This is a genomic window from Neorhizobium turbinariae (genome assembly GCF_023223505.1).
Taxonomy (GTDB): Bacteria; Pseudomonadota; Alphaproteobacteria; order Rhizobiales; family Rhizobiaceae; genus Neorhizobium; species Neorhizobium turbinariae.
Genome location: NZ_JALPRY010000010.1, coordinates 121,533 through 142,265, shown reverse-complemented (window position 1 = coordinate 142,265; position 20,733 = coordinate 121,533). Strand labels below are relative to the sequence as shown.

The window sequence follows — 20,733 nt, the reverse complement described above, 5'->3', positions numbered from 1 at the left end:
GACGCACCAAGGAGGCGATGATGGCAGATCCGAAGGACAAGGACCCGGCGGAAGGTTCGCGCGAAACGATCGACAAGGAATTGGCCCGCCAGGGCGATGGCAACAACAAGCCGGATGGCGGCGACAAGGCAGGTCAGAAGGGCCCGGCACAACCGCGCTCATGAGCTATAACGGAGTGACGGAGGCCGATTGGCCTCGTCACGTTCCCTTCCGTCACCGCTTGAGCCCGCGCCGGGCTTCCACCGTCTGGATCGCGCTGATCGCCGTTGATTGGTCGCGGCCAAAGGCCCTGCCGACATCGGCATAGGAAAGTCCGAACTTTTCGCGGATCTCCCACATGATCAGCCGGCGCGCCTCCACAACAGGTTTGAGCGCATTCTTGCCGATGACCTCACGGTAGGGAATGTGGAGTTCGGCGCAGCGCTGCTTCAGGTACAGCACCTCCGGCCGCACCAGCCGGTTGGCGAGATGCAGCTGGTAGGCGCGCACATGCGCATCAAAGGCGATCTGCGCCGTCTTCCAGAGCGGCGGGCGGTCCATCACCTCGATCTGCGGCTTGGACAGGCGCGCCTTGCAGGCAGCACGGGCGAATTTCTGCTGCCGCAGCCGGTGCGCCTGGCGCAGCTGGGCCTGGTAGGGTGTCAAAACGGGAGCTTGAAGCGTCATATCGTAAACAGCAACCATCATCCTCGCGAGTTGCCTCGCAGAACACGTTCAAAGTCGTGAAAACAAAGACACGGAGAACCGATGCACGAGGAGGTGCCAAGGGTTTCGCTGTGCGTGTGGACGATCCAGCCGCAGGGGCAAAGGCCCCGTGATCGCATCCTCTAGATGTGGTTCCGGAGCCCTCATTTCAAGCTTGGCGAAGCGCGGGAAGCACCTCGCGGGCCATGAACTGGATGAAGCCTTCCTGGTCGCGCGAGACGTTATGGATGTAGAGCTCGCCAAAACCGCAGGGGCGGTATTCCTCGATTACCGCCAGCAGCTCGTCTCCCTTGGTAATCAGCGGCATGACATCCTCCATCTGCTCCGGCGTCACGTCCTCCGTCGCCTTGTCGAAATCCTCCGGCCGGCGCAGATCCGCCAGTTTGTCGGGGGTGGCGGCGGCGTTGCGCCATTGCTGCCAGGCAATCTGCCGGGCCTCGTCGCGGGTCGCGGCCCAGGAGAGCTGCAACTGCAGCGCCATCGGCTTGCCCGCGCCGCCATTGTTGCGGAAGGCCGCCACCATCTCCATCAACTCATCTTTGGGTTTGCGGATGGTGATCAGCCCGTCCGCCCAGGAGCCGAGCCAGGCCGCCGTCTTCGCAGTCAGCGCGGCACCAAAGAGGGCCGGCGGCTGCGGCGGCAGCGACCACAGCTTGGCCTCATCCACGTCGAACCACGGATGATGCGCCGTTACGGTTTCACCGCGCAGCAGGTCACGGATGATGCCGGCGGCCGTCTTCAGGCGCTCGTTGCGTTCTTCCTTCTCCGGCCAGCCTTCACCAACGACCATCTCGTTCAAAGCTTCGCCGCTGCCAAGCGCGATCCACGGCACGCGCCCGGGAAACATCTCGGAGAGCGTCGCGATGAGGTGGGCGAGCACGGTGGGGTGGTACCGCCAGCCACCGGGAATGGCGAGGCTCCCGAAGGGGACCTCGGATGTCTGCGCCAAGGCAGCGCCGAGCCACGCCCAGTTGTTGCCGGAGTTTGCCTGCCGCACGCTCCAGGGCGCGATATGGTCGGAGGTCATGACCGCACCGAAGCCGCCGTCTTCGGCCGCCTTGGCGTAATGAAGGAGCTCGCTCGGCGTAAACTGCTCGTGGGATGCGTGGTAACCAATGATCATCTTGGGTCCTGCGGAGAAGGGATGTGCTGTTTCGATGGTGGGGGAGACGGCTGGCCGGCAACCGTTCGGTCGATGAAGAAAACGTGGCCGGAAAGCGGAGCAGCCTTCAGCGCCGCATCATCCATGCCTTCGAACGCCGTAGTGATGAAGAGCGTGCGCAGATCCTCGCCACCAAAGGCGCAGCTCGTCACATTCGGAACCGGGACCGCGATCTCGTCGATCCTTGCGCCGCGCGGCGAAAACACCTGGACACAGGAGCCGCCGAAGATCGCGGCATAGACATTGCCGTCGGCATCGCTGGTGAGCCCGTCCGGGTTTGCCTCGCCCAGGTTGACGAAGACGCGCTTGTGATCGGCCACGCCGGTTTGGAGGTCGTAGTCATATTGCCAGATGATGCCGCGGCTGGTGTCGGCATGGTACATGACCGCGCCGTCAGGGCTCCACGCCTTGCCGTTGGCGTTCTTGTAGCCGCCCTCGATTTCCGACAGGCCGTGCTGGCCGAGGCGATAAAGTGCGGCGGTTTCAGAAGGCTCGTTCGACGTATTGATGGTCCCGGCCCAGAGCCGCCCGTCCGGATCACATTTGCCGTCGTTCAACCGGTGGCCTTCCGGCAGGTTGAGCGTGGCAAGCGACGTCTCCTGCCCGGTAGCCCGATCAAGCAGCGCGATGGCATCGGCCAGGCCGGCTAGCAGTGTGGCGCCCTCGATCGGAAACACGAAGCTCACGGGCAGGCGTGTGCTGATGGTCTGCAGGTCGCGACCCAGAGCATTGCAGGAATGGATCTGCTGGCCATCGATGTCGACCCAGAACAGGCGCGACGTGATCGCGTCCCAGAACATGCCTTCGCCGAGCCGGCAGCGGGGCAGGTCGAGATTGAGAGGTTGAGCTTGGGCCATTCCGTTCCTCGTGCGCGCCCTGGCCTTTGCCAGCGCGTCCGGAGAAACCCTTTGCGTGGTGCGTGGTTCCACCGGCAGTTCGCTCCAGGTTGCCCCTTAGCGGAACTTCCCGAACCGGGTGCGGGTTACACGACACCACCCAAGGGAAAGGGATCGCATGACAAGGCAGACCCCGGCGCAGGCGCTGGAGCGGTTCGAGGCGCTGTCGCCGGTGGACCCGGCGCAGATGGTTGGCCTGTGGCGCGGCACAGGGTTGCCGACCGGGCATCCGCTGGATGGCGTGCTGGAAAATCTCGGCTGGTTCGGCAAGCGGTTCACCGCGGATGGCCGTGCCGATGCGCTGCTTTTCACTGCCGGCGAGCGGCGCCTTGTGCCTGTCGATCCCAAATATGTGCCGCTTCGCCTGGCCGTGCGCCTGTCCGGTTTCGGGCGCACTGGCGCCGCACGCAATCTGTTCAGCCACCTGAAGCTCAGGTTCCGGGCAGAAGAAACGGTCGCTTCGGTTAAAACGCTCGCCTTCCGCGGCATGCTGAGCGCCGCGATGGTCTATGACAAGCAGCCGATCATCGATCATTTCCGGCTGATCGACGGGAACCGGCTGATGGGCGTCATGACGATCGAGTGGGACGAGCGGTTCTACTTCTTCGAACTGGCCCGCGTGGAAGAAGCAGGTGCCGCAGCACCACGACCCGTGACAAATCCTAAGCCGTGAGCCATCTACAGGCTATGGACCCTGTCTTTTTCGACAGACGCGCCGTGGACGTGGCGCGTGACCTCATCGGTGCCGAGCTGGATGTGGCAGGCGCCGGCGGCGTCATCGTGGAAACGGAAGCCTATGAACCGGATGATCCCGCCTCGCACAGCTTTCGTGGCCCGAGCGCCCGCAACGCCGTGATGTTCGGCCCGGCCGGCCATGCTTATGTCTATCGCTCCTACGGCATCCACTGGTGCCTTAACTTCGTCTGCAAGCCCGGCAGCGCAGTGCTGATCCGCGCTCTTCACCCGATCCGGGGACTGGAGGAGATGGAGCGGCGAAGGGGTCTGGCGGACCCGGTTCTCCTCTGTTCGGGGCCGGGGCGGCTGTGCCAGGCGCTCGGCATCACCATCGAACACAATGGTTTGCCGCTGTTCGAGCCACCGTTCGCGCTTTCGCCACCTGGGGCCGAACCGATGGTCGTCACCGGCCGCCGCATCGGCATCAGCAAGGCGGTCGACCTGCCATGGCGGTTCGGACTTTCCGGCTCCGCCCACATCAGCCGCAGGTTTACCGGCAAGGGTGGGCTGGCGCCACAAGATGCAGCGCCCGGGCCCTGATTGGCCCTAGTCCTCGTACCTGCGCCCGAGCAGGGTGAGCAGGCCGTAGGTCGCAAGGCCAAGCAGGATGCCGCCGGCGCCGAGCAGCAGCGCATAGGACATGATGTTGTCCGACAGCCAGTTTGCCGCGATCAGCCGGATGTTCTCAAACGACATCGGCTGCGTCGGCATGAAGCGGAAGCGGCTGACTGCAACCGTTTCCGGCTCCTTGTCGGGCCCGGCATAAGCGATGATCCGACCGGCGAGCTTGTCCCATTCCTGCCGGCTCGACAGCGCCTGCATGCCTTCCGCGAGCGACGTCGAATCCGGCGCGATCAGCGCGGTCCAGGTGCCGACATCGGTCGGGTCGCTTTCCTGCGCGATGATCATCTTGGCGTCCTTCGACGGCTTGTAAGCCTCGTCCGCTTCCGGTGCGAAGCGCAGCATCGAAAGGCTGAGGTCGAAGTTCTCCTTGACCCAGTCGCTCAGGGCCTCAAACTGGCGGCGGAAGAAATTTCCGCCGGTCAGCTGCTGCCAGTCCTGCAGCGTCACGGATGATCCGGCAGAGGTCGTGGTGGGCGTGCCGGCCGGGCTCCAGCTGCTGCGGCTTTCCTGGTCGATGTTCAGCTGGGTCAGGATGTTTGTCGGCATTTCGGATACCGCGCCCACGAAGATCGCGTCACTGCCGGCAATGCGGGCGGCCGAAATGGTCACGTCCACCGGGATGACGTGGTGCGAGGCAACCGCCATCTTGCCGAGGAAAGTGGCTGCGGCCGAGAGCGAGTTTTCTTCGATGCGTCCGAGGAAAAGCGAAACCGGGTTCGGGCTCGTCCGGTACGGGAAGCCCGTGCCGGCCGTTGCGGCGAGATTCGGAACCTGGGCAATGCGAGCAAAATCCGGCATCCGGAATTGCGACGTGCCGAAGAGCGCAAAGCGCGGCTTGTTGTCGGCCGTGGCTCCTGGGGCGCAGACCTGGTCCTGCTCGGTGCGCAGCGATGCCTCGATGGTGATCGTGTTCACGCCCGGCTTGAAGTGGCGCAGGGTGAGCTTGATCGGCAGGTGCCGAAGCACCGCACCGCCCGACGACGTGACCGGCACGGTGGAGGCGAGATTGCCGTTGACAATGACATCGATATGGCTGCCCGGTTGGACGGCGCCGGAATAGGCGGCGTCGAGCAGGATGCGCGCCTCGCCGTAGGCCGTGGCATAGAAGTCCGCCGGCACGCCGATCGTGAAGCTGGTGCGGAACAGGCGTCCGCCGAACTCCTGGCTTTCGATGCCAAGCTGCGAAAAATCGAGCTGCGCCTTGGAGAACAGGAACGGCGTCTCGACGCCACGCCATGACTGGGTGGCGAGCGTATCGCGCCGTTGCGTGGTGCTGCCGTTGGTGGAGGCGACGAAGCTGTCGACCAAACCTTCGAGCGCCGGCCAGGTTGGGCCGGAGAGGATCAGCGCAGAGGATCCGTCGGATCCCGGGTAATCGAGGAAGCTTGCGACAGCCGCGTTGGCGGCGGCAGACGTCAGCGCCGGAAGCAGGCCCTGCAATTCGTCATGGGTGCCGACAAAGATTGGCAGTTCGCCCGGCTGCGGCAGGGCGCTTGGGGCTTTCTCGAAGATGAAGGACTGGTTGGGCATGCTGCCCATCAGCGCCAGGCCCTGGGCCAGTCGCATTAGCACGTCTGTCGAGCCGAGCTGATCAAGCGCCGGGACAATCAGCCGAAAGCGGGTATTGCCGGCGGGGTCGACGCCGAGCGCCCGGATGTCGTCCAGCCGCGAGAACCGGCGCATGTCCGGCGCCTCGAAGGAAAGATAGGTGCGGGTCGGGTCGATGTCGGTCCAGAGCTCGAAGGTCGACTCGATGGTGCAGTCGGTGCGGTGCCGCTGGTCAGCGCGCAGTTGAATAATGTTGGCGCCGGCCTTCAGCGTTCCGGCGGGCACGGTCACGACCTGGTCGCCCACCTGGTCCGTGAAGGCGATCGGGTTGTCGAGGATCGGCACGTCATTGATGGTGACGTTGAGCCGTGAGATCTCCGGCGCGACAACGATGGCGTTCTGGTAGCCAAGATGCAGCTTGGCGGGCGAGGCCGCTTGTTCGGGCGTGAGATAGACGGACCAGGAACGCCGGGCGCTCTCGCCGGATAGACGCAGGCTTTTCTCCGGTACGAGATAACGCCGGCCGGCTGCCGTCTTCGCTGCCTCGGCTTCCTCAGGCTTCTGCTGGTCTGCCTGCCGCGGAACGTCCTGTTGTGCGGGGGTGGCCGGCGGCACTGGCTGCGTCAACTGCGGTAATACTGGAGCGGCCGGCGGAGGAGCGGGGTTCGCGGGGGCGGCAGGACGCTCCGGTTGCGCGGGTGGCGCGGCAACGGGTGGCTGGACCGCAGGCGAGGCGTTGGGGCCGCCTTCAGGGTTCATGTTGAATGGCGCAGGCGCCTGCGCGGTTGCGATGCTGGCGGAAAGAACGAAGACGAGGGCGGCGAGAATGTTTTTCATGGCCACCTCCTTATCGCCGCGACGCTGCAGCGCTGTCGCGCGAGGTGTTGCGCACGAGATAGGAAAGCCCGCGCCCGGTCTGATAGGTCGCCAGGCCCAAGAACCAGATCGTGCCGCCGATGATGCCCGGGTTGTGGCGCCGGGAAATCTGGAATTGCGTCCACTGCGCGGAATTCGCAAAGATCAGGTCGGCGATCAGCCGGTGGTCCGTCGCCTTCTGCGGCTTGTAGCGGCAGCCGATCGTGGTGACGTCGCCGACGGTGTCGAAGTTGCGGATCTCCACCGGCAGGTCGCTGACGGGCAGGTCGCTGTAAGGCTGGAAGCGCAGCGTGCCGAGCTTCTCGACGGAGATGCCCTGGAAGCCTTCGGTATAAACCTGGACCGCAGTGCCGTTGGCCGACACGTCCTCGATGGTCGCGGTAAACCAGCGACCGTCGATGCCGAACTCGCAGCGGCGGCTGACCTTCACGCGCCGCGACGACTGGCGTTCGCCGCGTTCGGAAACGACGCCGAGCGCGCAGCCGGCGAGGATGATGTTGAGCAGGTTCCAGCCGCCGACGACCAGCGTCACGTCTGCCTTGTAGGGTTCGGAATAGACCCGGTAGACGCTGATCGCAAAGGCGACCAGCAGCACGAAGAAGATCACGAAGAAGGGCCGGCTGATTTCCGACAAGCGGCTGACCGAGACGGATTCGTCCTTGGCCGTCACCTTGAAGGTGGGCTTGCGCGGGTTGAGCATCACCGACACGACGGCGGGAAGCAGGTGAACCGTCTGCACATACTCATAAAGCTCGGAGATCCACGGCCAGCGGAACGACCCATAGAGGTAGTTTTGCATCATCAGGTTCACGACCATGTAGGCCAGCGAATAGACGAGGAACTCTCCACCCGAGGAGGTGAAGATCTGCAGGTCGAAGAACAGGTAGAAGAGCGGCGCGAACAGGAAGATCGTGCGCGGGAAGGGGAAGAGCCAGAAGAGCGTCGATGACATGTAGCAAAGGCGCTGCGGGAAAGAGAGGCCGCGCTTCAACGGCGGGAAGCGGAAGCGCAGGATCTGCATCATGCCTTGGGCCCAGCGGCTGCGCTGGCCGATGAAGCTTGCGAAGGTTGCAGGCTGCAGGCCGGCGATCAGCGGCCGGTCGAGGTAGATACTGTGCCAGCCGCGGCTGTGCAGGTCGAGCGCGGTTTCGCAGTCTTCGGTGATGCTGACGCCCGAGAAGCCGTTCGAAACGTCAAGCGCCTTGCGGTTCAACACCGCTGCCGAGCCGCAGAAGAAGGCGGCGTCCCATTTGTCGAGACCGCGCTGGATGATGCCGTAGAACATCTCGTTCTCGCTTGGCATCTTTTCGAAAGTGCGCAGGTTCCGCTCGACCGGGTCCGGGTTCAGGAAGAAGTGCGGCGTCTGGACGAGGAAAAGCTTCGGGTCGTCTGCGAAGAAGCCGACCGTTTCCAGAAGAAAGTCGCGCGCTGGTGCGTGGTCTGCATCGAAGACGGCGACGAGATCGCCGGTCGAATGCTTCAGACCATTGTTGAGGTTGCCCGCCTTGGCATGCTCGTTCTTGTCGCGGGTAAGGTAGTTGACGCCAAGGTCCTTGCACAGCAGCTTCAGTGAGTTGTGTCGCTGTTCGGCGGCGCGGGCGTCGAGCACGTTGGCAGACTTGCGCTTCTGCAGCGTGCCGCCGTCATCGAGTAGCCAGACGGTAAGCTTTTCCGGCGGGTAATCGAGATTGCGCGCCGCGGCGAGCGTGTTGGCGAGCAGGCCTTCGTCCTCGTTATAGGTCGGAACGAATACATCGACCGTTGGCAACTCGCCGTCCTGCCGTTTGCTGTAGGGCGGACGAGGCGGCAGCGGCATCGACACCACGAACAAGCTCAAGGCCAGCATCAGGACGCTGTACATCTCGGCGAGGTAGACGAGCAGGCCGGGGATGAAGTTTTCCAGCTGGTTCACCGGCGGCAGCGTGCTGGTGGTGCGCCAATAGACATAACGCAGGATCATCGCTGAACCGAAGGCAAGCGCCACGAGGCGCCACTTTCCTTCCGCCTTCAGCACGCGGATGATCGCCATGACACCGACAACGAGCAGGCTAGCGATCAACTGCGTCCGCGTGTTGATAGGAAGCGTTACGAGGGTGATGATCAGTACACTCGCAAGCGCCCAGACAACCGCGGAAAGAAAGACTCGCATGCTTTACTCGTTTTTATTGCTGCCTGGTCCTCGCTAGCATCCGTTGGCAGCAGTGTTCATTGATCCTGCGCATCTAGGTGAAGGAACCGTTACGCGTTGGCTCCTTTCAAAGCCCGATGGTGAAGGAATGACCGGTTTTGAAACGGGTGCGTTGGTGATGCCAGATTGTGTCGCTGTTGTGGTGGAAGCCGCCACATTTGAGGCCTGGATGCCCGGACGTGGCACCGTGATCCCCGAATTCGCCACAGGAGTTGTTGGAACGGAAGCTGGTGCGGCTGCCTGTCGGCGCGGTCCCGCGGAAGTTTGGGTCGCGACCCGCTGGACAGGAGGTGCCGAAATCGCGCCCGTATAAACCACGCGCCGCTCCGGCAGCACCGGAACGATCGGCTCGCCGGTGGAAGGCCGCGGGTAGATCGGGGCGCCGACGCCGCCAAGATCGGACGAAACCGGTTTCGGTTCGCCGTACGGGTTCCAGGTGTTGGAATCCACTGACCCGGTGATGGTGTAGTTATACATCACTGCCAGCAGGCGCTCTTCGGTCGCATCCGTCTGGCAAAGCCTCAGCCTGACCTGGATTGAGCCGTTGTTGGCAAGCGGCGAAACGGTGCCGCCCGGCGAGCGGATCTGCTGCCAAGCGTAAAGGCAGAGGTCGCGTCCGGCGCCATGCCCGAAGGCGTAACCGAACGGCCCGTAATTGTTCTGCACGAAGAAGGCGGACCGCTGCATGCGGATGCCGGGCAGCGCCTGGCGCATTTCCGATGCGATGCCGGACTGCGTCACGGGTCGCGATGTCAGGTTGTTGTCGCCATAAAGGAAGGGGTTTGCGGTACCGAAGAACTCCACCTTGAAGGAATTCTGCCCGGGCGTTGCAGCCGAGGTGGCGAGGTAGATATCCTGCGCCACGGCATTGTTGTAGCGCCGCTCGATAACGCTGACGATGGCGGGGCCGCTTGGCGGCGGCAAAAGCCGCGCTTCTTCGTTCGGCACGGTCTTGGCAAATGTGCCAAGCTGGGTTGGATTGCCGGCGCATCCAGCAGCAACGAGCGGCAGCAAAAGCGCCAGCAGCGTCCTCGTCCTGGTGCGGCCTTGGCTGCGAGGGTTGATGATTCGAATCAAATGATCGTCCGCCATATGTGAGCTTCGTCGTTTGAGCTGTGGCTAATAAGCCAGGCTTTCCACCGTCCATAAGCGGGGCACCGACGCAAACACAAAGCGATGATCCCGGTCGAATAAGACTTTCCTAATTCTGAAATTCTAAATGTTCGTTAACCATATCGTATCAATGTCCCGCCAAGTTTGGTCGTCGTGCCATACCTCTCTCTGAAGGGTTGGCGGTGGCGCGGAAAGGACGATGCGGAAGATAGAATGCGGTTCTCGCTCATCTTACTCACTGCCTTGGGCATTGCCGCCATGGGGCTCTACGCGCTGAAAAGCAGCGAGTCCGTGGATCTTGGCCTCATCACGAGCTCGATCTCTCCGGGCGGACCAAGTGATTCGCCCGTCGAAGAGCCGACCGCCGCAGAAGCGACCACGATCGAGGATGGAAGTGCCCCTGAACTGACCGCGGCAGGATCTCAGCCAACGACGTCCGTCGAAAAGACCGAGCGGATGGTGTCGCAGCTTATCTATCCGAACCGGCAGCCGCAGCCGCAGGCCGCCGCTAAGCCAGACCCGGCGGCACTTGTGGTCGCGCAGTCCGCGCCATCGCTGCAAAAGCCGCCCTTCGATGCCGACGAGCCCGAAACCGTTGCCCAGGTCAATCCGCAGACCGTAATCACCGTCCCGTCGACGACACGCGGGAATGAGGAGCCGGTGGTGGATGAAAGCGCGCTGCGCTACTTTGCGGCGCGTGGCGACACCGCCCGCTTGCAGGCGGAAATCTCTAGGCTTCGTACCCTTTACCCGAACTGGACCCCTCCGGCCGATCCGCTGGCCGTGCGGGTCAATGCCGACCGCCAGCTTGAAGAGATGTGGGCGCTTTACGCGCAATCGCGTTATGCCGAGGTGCGCAAGGCGATCGCCGACCGGCAGGCGACGGAGCAGGGGTGGCAGCCGCCAGCCGATCTCCTCGACCGCTTGAAGCTTGCCGAAGCGCGCGCCAGCCTGGTCGCCGCATCCGATGCAAAGAACCATGAAGCCGTGCTGCGCACCGCGGCAGAAAACCCGAGCCTGCTCACCTGCAGCGAAGTGGATGTCTTGTGGCGGGTGGCGGAAAGCTTTGCCCAGACCGACAAGAAGGGCCGCGCCCGCGACGCCTACGCCTATGTCCTCGACAATTGCGACAATGCTTCGGAGCGTTTCGCGACGCTCCAGAAGGCGGCCGAGCTTTTGCCGATCGACATGCTGGACGACCTCCTCTCAAAGGAGCGCACACCGACGGGTGGCCAGCCGGAATTCGAGCCGCTGCGTGACGATATCGCCCGCCGCCTGGTCGGCCAGGGCAATAGCGACGAAAAGCTGGTCGTGCCGGAAAAGTACCTGACGCGGCTTGAGCGCGTGGCCGAAGCCAACGGGCTCGCATCCGATGCGCTGCTGCTCGGCTGGTATTACTACCGGCGTGAAAACCTCGGCGCTGCCGAGCGCTGGTTCCGCCGCGCCTTCGCCAAGGAAGAAACCGCGTCTGCCGCCGAAGGGCTGGCGCTCACGCTTATTGCGCAGAAATCGCCCGTCGAGGCCGAGAGTGTGCTTTACCGCTGGCGCGATTCCTCGCCGGGCTCGAAGCAGGCCTATCTTGCCGCTGTTGCGAACCTGCTCGCGCTCGATCCGCCGCCGGTCCTGCAGCAGGAGGTCCTGCAGCGGATGGCGCCGGTGGTGATTGCCGAGCGTGGCGTCAATGCTGCCCAGCAGTTCGGCTGGTATGCACGCGCCATGCAGCAGCTGGAGACTGCCGCTGAATGGTTCTCGGCAGCCTTATCTTGGCGCGCAGATGACGAGCCGTCGGCCTACGGCCTGGCGCTCACCCGCAATGATCTCGGCGACGAGGCGGCTGTAGCGCAGATTCAGCGCAACTGGGCTGGACGGTCCGAGCGGATCGCCCGGCTTGGCGAACCGGAAGAAGAAACCGAGGCCCGTCGCCGCGCCGCCCGCGCCAACCCGGTCGATCGCCAGAACCAGGCGCCAGCGACGGATGCCGAATCTACGCCGGTGCCCGCCCAGCAGGTGCGCCAGGCGCAGCCTGTTTCGCGTTCCGAGACGGTGGTCGTCGAGACAAAGCCGGTGCAGACAACGCGCCGCGTAAACCGGGTGCAGGTCCAGACGACGACCCGCCGCGGCCAATGCTCCACCACGCTTGACGCACGGCAACTGTCACCGGATGCCGCACTTGCAAGAGGCTGGTGCCTGATGGACCTGAACCGGCCGATGGAGGCCGTGCAGGCCTTTGACGCGGCCTATGCCAGCACTTCCGCCGACACCCGCTCGGATGCCGCCTATGGCAAGAGCCTCGCCTACCTGCGCGTTGGGCTGACCGACAAGGCAGCGGTTGCGGCCGCCGATGTCGGGCAGACGAACCGCCGCGCCGTGGAGCTCCAGACGGCGATTCTTGCCGACCGCGCGCTCAACGCCTTCAAGCGGGCCCGCTACCGCGAAACGCTGATTGCGCTCGACCAGCGCGCACAGATTGCGCCGGAGCAGGCCGACCTGATGGCGTTGCGGGGTTATGCGCATCTCAATCTCGGCCGTCTTGCGGATGCCAAGCGCATCTTCCAGGCGCTTGCGGACATCGGCAACAAGGACGGATTGCGCGGTCTTGCGGACATCGGCGCTCAATTCTGAGGGCGATTTTCTGCCCGTATTCGAAGATGCTGAATTAAATCAACTGCAAGAAGCCAAAGGCGGTTTCTCATACCGTCTATTAACCTTCACGCAAGGAATTAACCATACAAATTGGGGATCACGGCGAGGTGGGCGGACTGCGTTCTCCCACAAGGCATGACGCCGCCCAGCCGTACCGGTGACAATCCGGTATCCAATCATGAAATCCAGGAACCTTCTGGCGACCGATGTTGCCTGTGCCTGACGGACGGTGGTCCGCCCTGGCCGGTGCTGCGTGCTCGCCCCGGACGCTGGGTGTCATGAGCAGCATGAAGCCAGACCTTCACGGCTTGGTTGGTTAATTGGGGACATGATCAGTGCAGGAAACGCCCTCGGATCAGGCGCGACGGAGCCAGGCAGGCAGCCTGGGCGAGAGGCTGGCTTTTGCCGGGCTCGACGCGGAACTGCGCGACCTCCTTCGGCGTGTGCGCCCGCAGATCGAGGGCCACTCCAAGACCGGCCTGCGTGACCTCTTCCACCGTTTTCAGACATTCCCGGAAGCCGCACGCCTTTTCGAGAGCGAACAGCAGATCGAGCGTCTCCACGACCTGCTCGCCTCGCACTGGAGCGTGCTGACCGACGCGCGCTTCGATGCGCTTTATGCCGAGCGCGTCAAGGTTCTGTCGGATGCGGAGATCCGCATGGGCATGGACCCGCGCTGGCACATTGCCGGCCACGGCATCATGCTCGAGCACCTGATCGCCGGCATCGTCGTCGACATGGCGCCGAAGTCCATTCTGCCGGGCGCACGCAAGCGCGAGCAGGAACTTCTAGACCTGATCAGCGCCGTCATCCGGCTGGTGATGGTCGATGTCGAGATCGCCGTTTCGCTGCGCTTCAATGATCTTCGCCACAAGCATCAGCGCGCGCTTGCCGAGCAGCGCCAGGCTGACCACGCGCAGACAGTGGATGCCTTCTCCGATGTCATTGCAGCTCTTGCCGAGCGCGACCTGACGGCAGAACTTCCCGGCGACGTGCCGCCGGCGCATCGCGAACTGGCCGATCTCCTGAACAAGGCGGTCGCCACCATCCGATCTTCCGTGCAGACGACGGCCGAGCACAGCGGCAAGGCTGATGCGCTCACCCAAACGATCGTGGACAGCGCGCGCACCGTCGCCGAAGCGTCTGCCGAACAGTCCGGCCGCCTGCAGGATGCTGTTCGGGCGCTCGCCGATCTCGGCCATCGCGTCAAGGGAAGTGCTGCGGAAACCGCCGCTGCCGAAAAGGCCGCTGCCGATACGCGCAGGGCTGCCGAGCAGAGCGGTGACGTCGTAGGCCGCGCCATCAGCGCCATGGCCGATATCGAGACCTCCGCCGAAAAGATCGGCGAAATCATCGGCGTGATCGACGAGATTGCCTTCCAGACCAACCTGCTGGCGCTGAACGCCGGCATCGAGGCAGCGCGCGCTGGCGACAGCGGGCGCGGTTTTGCCGTCGTGGCGCAGGAAGTCCGGGCCCTGGCGCAGCGTTCGGCCGAAGCCGCCCGCGAGATCAAGACGCTGGTCAGCACCACCAAGGGCCAGGTCGATGCAGGCGTCGACATGGTCCACAAGACGCAGGATGCGATTGGCGGCATCGTCCGGCAGGTGTCGGAGATCAATGACGCCATTGCCGGCATCTCGCGCGACAGCCACGACCATGCGAGCGGGCTGGACAACCTGACCACCCAGATTGGCGCCGTCAGCGAACAGGTGGCTTCCAATGCGGCAGTCGCCAGCCGGGCAGGCGAGGGCGCCGACGACCTCCATACCGTGATCCTGGAACTTGGCCGCACCGTGCGCGAGTTCCGCATCGAGCGGCAGAACCATTTTGCGGAACCACGACGCACTGTCGCGTCCAAGCCGGCGCTTGTTGCGCTGGCCCCGATTCCCGTCGAGCGGCCCGAAGAGGCCGACTATTTCTTATCGAAAAGACAAGGATTTTACTGATGGCAGCAAGCAAGACAGGCTCAGGAACTCTCCAGCTGTCGGCCGTCCTGGACCTCAACGAGGCATCCGTCCTGCACGGGAAGCTCACCTCCATGCGAGGCAGCGACATCGTCATCGACGCATCTGCCGTCGAGCGGGTCGGTGCGCAATGCGCCCAGGTGCTGGTGGCCGGCAAGCGGGCCTGGGACGAAGATCAGAAGTCCTTCCTTGTCGAGAAGGCGTCAGATGCATTTGAGAAGACGATGCAGTTGATTGGCATCGATACAAACAATTTGGTTGCTAAGGAGCTCTAGCAATGAAGAAAAAAGTACTGACCGTGGATGATTCACGGACGATCCGGAACATGCTTCTGGTGACCCTCAACAATGCAGGTTTCGAAACCATTCAGGCCGAAGACGGCATTGAAGGTCTCGAAGTACTTGAGGGATGCAACCCCGACGTCATCGTCACCGATATCAACATGCCGCGGCTCGATGGCTTCGGCTTCATCGAGGGGGTGCGGCGCAACGAGAAGTACCGTGCGGTGCCGATCCTCGTGCTGACGACCGAAAGCGACGCGGAAAAGAAGAACCGTGCCCGCCAGGCCGGCGCCACGGGCTGGATCGTCAAGCCTTTCGACCCTGCCAAACTCATTGATGCGATCGAGCGTGTAACCGCCTGAGCCAGGAATTCTTCCGATGGATATGAACGAAATCAAAGAGATCTTCTTTCAGGAATGCGAAGAGCAGCTCGCTGAACTGGAGTCGGGTCTTCTCAAGCTGAACGACGGGGACCGCGACCCCGAGACGGTCAATGCCGTGTTTCGCGCCGTTCATTCCATCAAGGGAGGTGCTGGCGCGTTCGGTCTCGATGACCTCGTCGCCTTCGCGCACGTTTTTGAAACGACGCTCGATTGCGTTCGCTCCAACAAGCTGGAGCCGAACCACGATGTCCTGAAGGTCATGCTGAAGTCGGCGGACGTGCTGGCCGACCTCGTCAGCGCCTCGCGTGACGGCGGCAGCGTCGATGAATCGCGTACCCGCGGGCTGGTGAAGGAACTGGAAGCGCTTGCAAAGGCCGAGCTTCCGGCAGGCGGTCACGAAGCGCCGAAGGCTGCTCCAGCCGCTCCGGCTCCGAAGGCGGAAGCGCCGGCGCCGACCGACGACAGCGGTTTCCAGCCGATCCCGTTCACCTTCGAAGGTTTTGGTGACGACGAAGAGCCGGCGATCGAAGGCTCGACCTACGAGATCACCTTCAAGCCGCGCCGCGAACTTTATGCCAAGGGCAACGAAGCCGCTCTGCTCTTGCGCGATCTCTCCCGCCTTGGCGAGATGAGCATCAACTGCGACATGGATGCGCTGCCGGCCCTCGACAAGATGGATCCGGAAGCCTCCTATTTTGCCTGGAAGATCTCGCTCAAGACCACCAAGAGCGAAGACGACATCCGCGCCGTCTTCGAGTTTGCGGAATGGGATTGCGAACTTGAGGTGAAGGTTGCCGAGGAGAACACCTCGGATGAGGAACTGCCGATGACGCCGGTTCCGTTCGACCTTTCCATCCTTGACGATTCTGCGGCACCGGCTGAAGAAGAAAAGGCTGCCGCTCCGGCTGAAGACCCGGCTGCCAACGCGGTCGCTGCTGCCGAAGCGGCGACCGGCGTTGCCAAGGCCGTCGCGCGCGCTGCCGAAAAGAAGGAAGCCGCAGCACCTGCCACGCCTGCCGCAGCAGCCGCTGCCGCTCCTCAGACTATCCGCGTTGATCTCGATCGTGTCGACCGCCTCATCAACCTCGTCGGCGAGCTCGTGATCAACCAGGCGATGCTGTCGCAGAGTGTTATCGAGAACGACAACACCGGCACTTCGTCCATCAACATGGGCCTGGAAGAGCTGCAGCAGCTTACCCGCGAGATCCAGGACTCGGTGATGGCGATCCGCGCCCAGCCGGTGAAGCCCGTCTTCCAGCGCATGTCGCGTATCGTTCGCGAAGTGGCCGACATGGTGGGCAAGCAGATCCGCCTCGTCACCGAAGGCGAAAACACGGAAGTCGACAAGACGGTCATCGACAAGCTCGCCGAGCCGCTAACCCACATGATCCGCAATGCGGTCGACCACGGCATCGAATCGCCAGAAAAGCGTGAAGCCGCCGGCAAGAACCCGGAAGGCACGATCAAGCTCAGCGCCAAGCATCGCTCCGGCCGCATCCTGATCGAGCTCCAGGACGACGGCGCCGGCATCAACCGCGAACGCGTCCGCCAGAAGGCGATCGACAACGACCTCATCGCGGCCGATGCGAACCTGTCGGACGATGAAATCGACAACCTGATCTTCATGCCGGGCTTCTCAACGGCCGACAAGATCTCCGACATTTCCGGCCGCGGCGTCGGCATGGACGTGGTCAAGCGTTCGATCCAGGCGCTTGGCGGTCGCATTTCGATCTCGTCGCGCCCAGGCTTCGGCTCCACCTTCACCATGAGCCTGCCGCTGACGCTCGCCGTCCTCGACGGCATGGTGGTGACGGTTGCCGGCCAGACGCTGGTGGTTCCGTTGACCGCGATCGTCGAAACGCTGCAGCCGGAAGCCTCAGCCATCCATTCGTTTGGCGCAACACAGCGGCTCATCTCGATCCGCAACTCCTTCTGCCCGCTGGTGGATGTCGGTCGTGTCCTCAACTACCGCGCAACCCAGGCTAACCCTGTCGAAGGTGTCGCGCTCCTGGTGGAATCGGAAGGCGGTGGTCAGCGCGCCCTCATGGTCGATGCGATCCAGGGCCAGCGCCAGGTGGTCATCAAGTCGCTGGAAGCGAACTACACCAACGTCCCGGGCATTGCCGCCGCGACCATCCTTGGTGACGGACGCGTTGCGCTCATCCTCGACGTCGATGCCGTTGTGGCAGCATCGCGAGGCCAGTCCCTCAAGCCTGAAATGTCGTTCGCAGCTACAGGTTAAAACAGGTTAGCCAGTATGTCGTATGCCGTAAAAAACCTTGTCCAGGAAGGCCGCGAGCTCATCGCCTTCCGCATCGGTGATCAGGAATTCTGCGTCAACATCATGTCTGTCCGTGAAATCCGCGGATGGACGCCTGCAACGCCCATGCCGCATGCGCCCGCCTACATGATGGGCGTCATCAACCTGCGTGGCGCGGTGCTGCCGATCATCGATCTTTCCGCCCGTCTGGGCATGAAGGAAGCCGAGCCGACGGCGCGCCACGTCATCATCGTTGCTCAAGTGAAAACTAAAATAGTTGGTCTGCTCGTCGAGGCTGTTTCCGATATCCTTACGATTACCGACGACAATATCCAGCCAGTCCCGGAAGTCTCTTCCGAGCTGGAGAAGCAATACGCCAGGGGCATTCTGGCCATCGACAAGCGGATGATCTGCATGATCGATCTGGATGCCCTTTTCGCGGAAAAGGAAAGCGAAGCCGCATGATAGCCCTGGGCGCGATCGAGACCCGGCCGTCGCCGGATGAGGTCTTGGCGAGCGGCGAATACCCGCTCACCCGCCGTGACCTCACCGAAATCGCGGCGATGATCTATTCCGATGCCGGGATCTACCTCAACGATTCCAAGGCGTCGCTGGTCTATTCGCGTCTGTCGAAGCATATCCGTGCGCTAGGCTTGCGCGGCTTCAAGGACTATGTCGCCCTGGTAAGTTCGCCCGAAGGGGCGGCGGCGCGTCGCGAGATGCTGTCGCATCTGACGACCAACTTCACCCGCTTTTACCGCGAGAACCATCATTTCGAGCACCTGCGCGATGAAGTCCTGCCGGGGCTGATCGCCCGCGCAAAGGCTGGCGGACGCGTGCGCATCTGGTCGGCCGCCTGTTCGGACGGGCAGGAGCCCTATTCGATAGCGCTTACCGTGCTGTCACTGCTGCCGAATGCCGCTGACTACGACTTCAAGATCCTGGCGACCGACATCGACCCGAAGATCCTGGCTGCAGCCCGCGCCGGCATCTACGACGAGAACGCCACCGAGACGATGACGCCGGCCATGCGCAAGCAGTGGTTCCGCGAGGTCGACGTCGGCGGTCGGCGCAAGCTGCAGATCGACGAACGCGTCAAGCGGCTCATCACCTTCAACGAGCTGAACCTCATGGGCCAGTGGCCCTTCAAGGGCAATTTCGACGTCATCTTCTGCCGCAACGTCGTCATCTATTTCGATGAGCCGACGCAGGTGAAGATCTGGTCGCGCTTTGCCTCGCTGCTGCCGGAAGGCGGGCATCTCTATATCGGCCACTCCGAACGCGTGTCGGGCGAGCCGAAACATCTCTTCGACAATATCGGCATTACGACCTACCGCTTTTGCGGCAAGAATGCAGGGAGGAAAGCATGACTGCACCTGCGCGCGTTCTCGTCGTGGATGATTCCCCCACCATGCGGGGGCTGATCACGGCGGTTCTCAACTCGGATCCGGAAGTGCGTGTTATCGGCCAGGCCGGCGACGCCATGGAAGCACGCGCGGCAATCAAGCAGTTGAACCCGGACGTGGTGACGCTCGACATCGAGATGCCCAACATGAACGGGCTGGAATTCCTCGAGAAGATCATGCGCCTGCGCCCGATGCCGGTCATCATGGTGTCCACCATGACCCACCACGGCGCCAATGCGAGCCTTGCGGCGCTTGAAATCGGCGCCTTCGACTGCGTTGGCAAGCCGGGCCCGGGCGAGCCCCGCCCGTTCGGCGATCTGGCCGAGAAGGTGAAGGCCGCGGCACGGTCGCTGCATCGGCGCACTCTGGCGCCTGCCGTGTCGGTTTCTCCTGCCACGGAATATCGCGTCGGCCGCAAGGTCGTCGCCATCGGCTCTTCCACGGGCGGCGTCGAGGCGCTGATCGCGGTGCTGCAGAAGTTCCCGCAGAACTGCCCGCCGACGGTAATCACCCAGCACATGCCGTCGACGTTTACTAAAAGTTTTGCCGAACGCCTTAATCGTATCTGCGCCCCGGTGGTGCAGGAAGCGACGGACGGCGCAAGGCTGGAGATCGGCAAGATCTATCTGGCGCCGGGTGGCGAACGGCACCTCCAGGTGGTCAACCCATCGGCACCGTGCTGCCGACTGGTCGAAAAGGATCCGGTGAACGGCCACAGGCCGTCGGTGGATGTGCTCTTCGATTCGGTTGCGGAACTGGCCGGCCGCAATGCCGTCGGGGTCATCCTGACGGGCATGGGCCGGGACGGGGCATCAGGGTTGCTCAGGATGCGCAGCGCGGGCGCGCGCACCATTGGGCAGAACGAAAAGACATGCGTGGTCTACGGCATGCCGAGGGTCGCTCATGAAATTGGCGCCGTCGAGCAGCAGCTGCCGCTCAACGCCATAGGAGAAGAAGTTTTGAGATTAACTGCCGCCCGAAAAGAAGGTACCGAATAAATGTCTCTCGCTGAAAAAATCAAAGTTCTGATCGTCGATGATCAGGTGACCAGCCGCCTGCTGCTCAGCGACGCTCTGACACAGCTCGGCTTCAAGCAGATCACTGCCGCTGGCGATGGCGAGCAGGGCATGAAGATCATGACGGAGCAGCCGCATCACCTGGTGATCTCCGACTTCAATATGCCGAAGATGGATGGCATCAACTTCCTGCAGGCTGTTCGGTCGAACCCGAACACCAAGAAGGCGGCCTTCATCATCCTGACCGCACAGGGAGACCGTGCCCTGGTGCAAAAGGCGGCCCAGCTCGGCGCCAACAACGTGCTCGCAAAGCCCTTCACCATCGAAAAGATGAAGGCTGCGATTGAAGCCGTGTTCGGAGCGCTGAAATGAATGAGGCCGCTGCAGCCAAGCGGGTGCATATCATTCAAGGAGAGTTCAAGGTCGTCAACGATCCCAACGTCGTTCTGTCGACCATCCTTGGCTCCTGCGTGGCTGCATGTCTTCGCGATCCGGTTGCTGGCGTCGGCGGCATGAATCATTTCCTGCTGCCGGGCTCGGCAAGTTCCACGTCATCGGGCGGCGACGCGACGCGTTACGGCGTGCATCTCATGGAACTGCTGATCAACGGCCTCCTGAAACAGGGCGCCCGTCGCGATCGACTGGAAGCAAAGATCTTCGGCGGCGCAAAGACGATCGCCAGCTTTTCGAATGTCGGCGAGCAGAATGCGGCTTTTGCCATGCAGTTCCTCAAGGATGAGGGGATCCCGATCGTCGGCTCCTCCACCGGCGGAGACCATGGTCGCAAGCTGGAATACTGGCCGGTCAGCGGTCGTGCACGGCAATATCCGCTCACGGGCGCCGAGACACAGCGCACGGTGGCCCTGGAACAGCGTCCGATCCGGATGCCGCCCAAGCCCGCCGAAAGCTCGATCGAATTCTTCTAATCACGGA

The 20,733-nt window shown here is 63.0% G+C and carries 19 protein-coding genes; 13 read left to right on the top strand and 6 right to left on the bottom strand.

The window, feature by feature from the left end:
- Positions 1-20: 20 nt before the first annotated feature.
- Entirely contained in the window at positions 21-164 is a 144-nt protein-coding gene (locus M0654_RS09305; RefSeq protein ID WP_248682845.1) for a hypothetical protein, read from the top strand.
- 49 nt (positions 165-213) lie between these two features.
- Here M0654_RS09305 and M0654_RS09300 read toward each other — a convergent pair whose 3' ends face one another.
- The 3 genes from M0654_RS09300 to M0654_RS09290 form a co-directional block, all read right to left on the bottom strand.
- On the bottom strand, positions 214-666 hold the full coding sequence (locus M0654_RS09300; RefSeq protein WP_248682844.1) for a helix-turn-helix domain-containing protein: 453 nt from the start codon (positions 664-666) through the stop codon (positions 214-216).
- 187 nt (positions 667-853) lie between these two features.
- On the bottom strand, positions 854-1,828 hold the full coding sequence (locus M0654_RS09295) for a TIGR03885 family FMN-dependent LLM class oxidoreductase (protein WP_248682843.1): 975 nt from the start codon (positions 1,826-1,828) through the stop codon (positions 854-856).
- Positions 1,825-2,724, bottom strand: a complete 900-nt coding sequence (locus M0654_RS09290; protein ID WP_248682842.1) for an SMP-30/gluconolactonase/LRE family protein — start codon at positions 2,722-2,724, stop codon at positions 1,825-1,827. Before M0654_RS09290 ends, M0654_RS09295 begins: the two co-directional genes overlap by 4 nt.
- A 157-nt stretch (positions 2,725-2,881) precedes the next feature.
- On the opposite strand from M0654_RS09290, the gene M0654_RS09285 reads away from it, so the two are divergent.
- On the top strand, positions 2,882-3,436 hold the full coding sequence (locus M0654_RS09285; RefSeq protein ID WP_248682841.1) for a DUF4334 domain-containing protein: 555 nt from the start codon (positions 2,882-2,884) through the stop codon (positions 3,434-3,436).
- Positions 3,437-3,450: 14 nt separating this feature from the next.
- Positions 3,451-4,038 carry a DNA-3-methyladenine glycosylase gene (locus tag M0654_RS09280; RefSeq protein WP_248682840.1) on the top strand — a complete coding sequence of 196 codons (588 nt, stop codon included), beginning with the start codon at positions 3,451-3,453 and terminating at the stop codon, positions 4,036-4,038.
- Positions 4,039-4,044: 6 nt separating this feature from the next.
- Here the strand turns inward: M0654_RS09280 and M0654_RS09275 are convergent, their stop codons facing one another.
- From M0654_RS09275 to bcsN, 3 genes are read right to left on the bottom strand one after another with little or no spacing between them, the layout of a single operon-like run.
- Positions 4,045-6,507 (bottom strand): cellulose biosynthesis cyclic di-GMP-binding regulatory protein BcsB, encoded by a 2,463-nt coding sequence (locus M0654_RS09275; protein WP_248682839.1) that lies wholly within the window; start codon positions 6,505-6,507, stop codon positions 4,045-4,047.
- 10 nt (positions 6,508-6,517) lie between these two features.
- The gene (gene bcsA, locus M0654_RS09270) at positions 6,518-8,695 is read right to left on the bottom strand and encodes a UDP-forming cellulose synthase catalytic subunit (protein WP_248682838.1); all 2,178 of its coding nucleotides are present in this window, start codon (positions 8,693-8,695) and stop codon (positions 6,518-6,520) included.
- Between the two features lie 33 nt (positions 8,696-8,728).
- Complete coding sequence (bcsN, locus tag M0654_RS09265) at positions 8,729-9,811, bottom strand: cellulose biosynthesis protein BcsN (RefSeq protein WP_248682837.1); 1,083 nt, start codon at positions 9,809-9,811, stop codon at positions 8,729-8,731.
- Between the two features lie 249 nt (positions 9,812-10,060).
- Between bcsN and M0654_RS09260 the strand changes: the two genes are divergently transcribed.
- From M0654_RS09260 to cheD, 10 genes are all read left to right on the top strand, one after another.
- Positions 10,061-12,469 carry a cellulose synthase gene (locus M0654_RS09260; RefSeq protein ID WP_248682836.1) on the top strand — a complete coding sequence of 803 codons (2,409 nt, stop codon included), beginning with the start codon at positions 10,061-10,063 and terminating at the stop codon, positions 12,467-12,469.
- Positions 12,470-12,825: 356 nt separating this feature from the next.
- Complete coding sequence (locus M0654_RS09255; RefSeq protein ID WP_248682835.1) at positions 12,826-14,436, top strand: globin-coupled sensor protein; 1,611 nt, start codon at positions 12,826-12,828, stop codon at positions 14,434-14,436.
- The gene (locus M0654_RS09250) at positions 14,436-14,729 is read left to right on the top strand and encodes an STAS domain-containing protein (RefSeq protein WP_118848672.1); all 294 of its coding nucleotides are present in this window, start codon (positions 14,436-14,438) and stop codon (positions 14,727-14,729) included. Before M0654_RS09255 ends, M0654_RS09250 begins: the two co-directional genes overlap by 1 nt.
- Before the next feature lie 2 nt (positions 14,730-14,731).
- Entirely contained in the window at positions 14,732-15,097 is a 366-nt protein-coding gene (gene cheY1 / locus M0654_RS09245) for a chemotaxis response regulator CheY1 (protein WP_038539665.1), read from the top strand.
- Positions 15,098-15,113: 16 nt separating this feature from the next.
- The gene (locus M0654_RS09240; protein ID WP_248682834.1) at positions 15,114-17,360 is read left to right on the top strand and encodes a chemotaxis protein CheA; all 2,247 of its coding nucleotides are present in this window, start codon (positions 15,114-15,116) and stop codon (positions 17,358-17,360) included.
- A gap of 15 nt (positions 17,361-17,375) precedes the next feature.
- On the top strand, positions 17,376-17,843 hold the full coding sequence (locus M0654_RS09235) for a chemotaxis protein CheW (RefSeq protein ID WP_118848674.1): 468 nt from the start codon (positions 17,376-17,378) through the stop codon (positions 17,841-17,843).
- Positions 17,840-18,748: a protein-glutamate O-methyltransferase CheR gene (gene cheR / locus M0654_RS09230; protein ID WP_248682833.1), complete on the top strand. Its 909-nt coding sequence runs from the start codon at positions 17,840-17,842 to the stop codon at positions 18,746-18,748. Before M0654_RS09235 ends, cheR begins: the two co-directional genes overlap by 4 nt.
- A complete protein-coding gene (gene cheB, locus M0654_RS09225) occupies positions 18,745-19,782 on the top strand; it encodes a protein-glutamate O-methylesterase CheB (protein WP_248682832.1) in 1,038 nt (345 codons plus the stop codon). Before cheR ends, cheB begins: the two co-directional genes overlap by 4 nt.
- Positions 19,783-20,172 (top strand): response regulator, encoded by a 390-nt coding sequence (locus M0654_RS09220; protein ID WP_118848677.1) that lies wholly within the window; start codon positions 19,783-19,785, stop codon positions 20,170-20,172. It begins immediately after the preceding gene.
- Positions 20,169-20,726: a chemoreceptor glutamine deamidase CheD gene (gene cheD / locus M0654_RS09215; RefSeq protein ID WP_118848678.1), complete on the top strand. Its 558-nt coding sequence runs from the start codon at positions 20,169-20,171 to the stop codon at positions 20,724-20,726. The genes M0654_RS09220 and cheD overlap by 4 nt, the downstream gene beginning before the upstream one ends.
- Positions 20,727-20,733 lie beyond the last annotated feature (7 nt).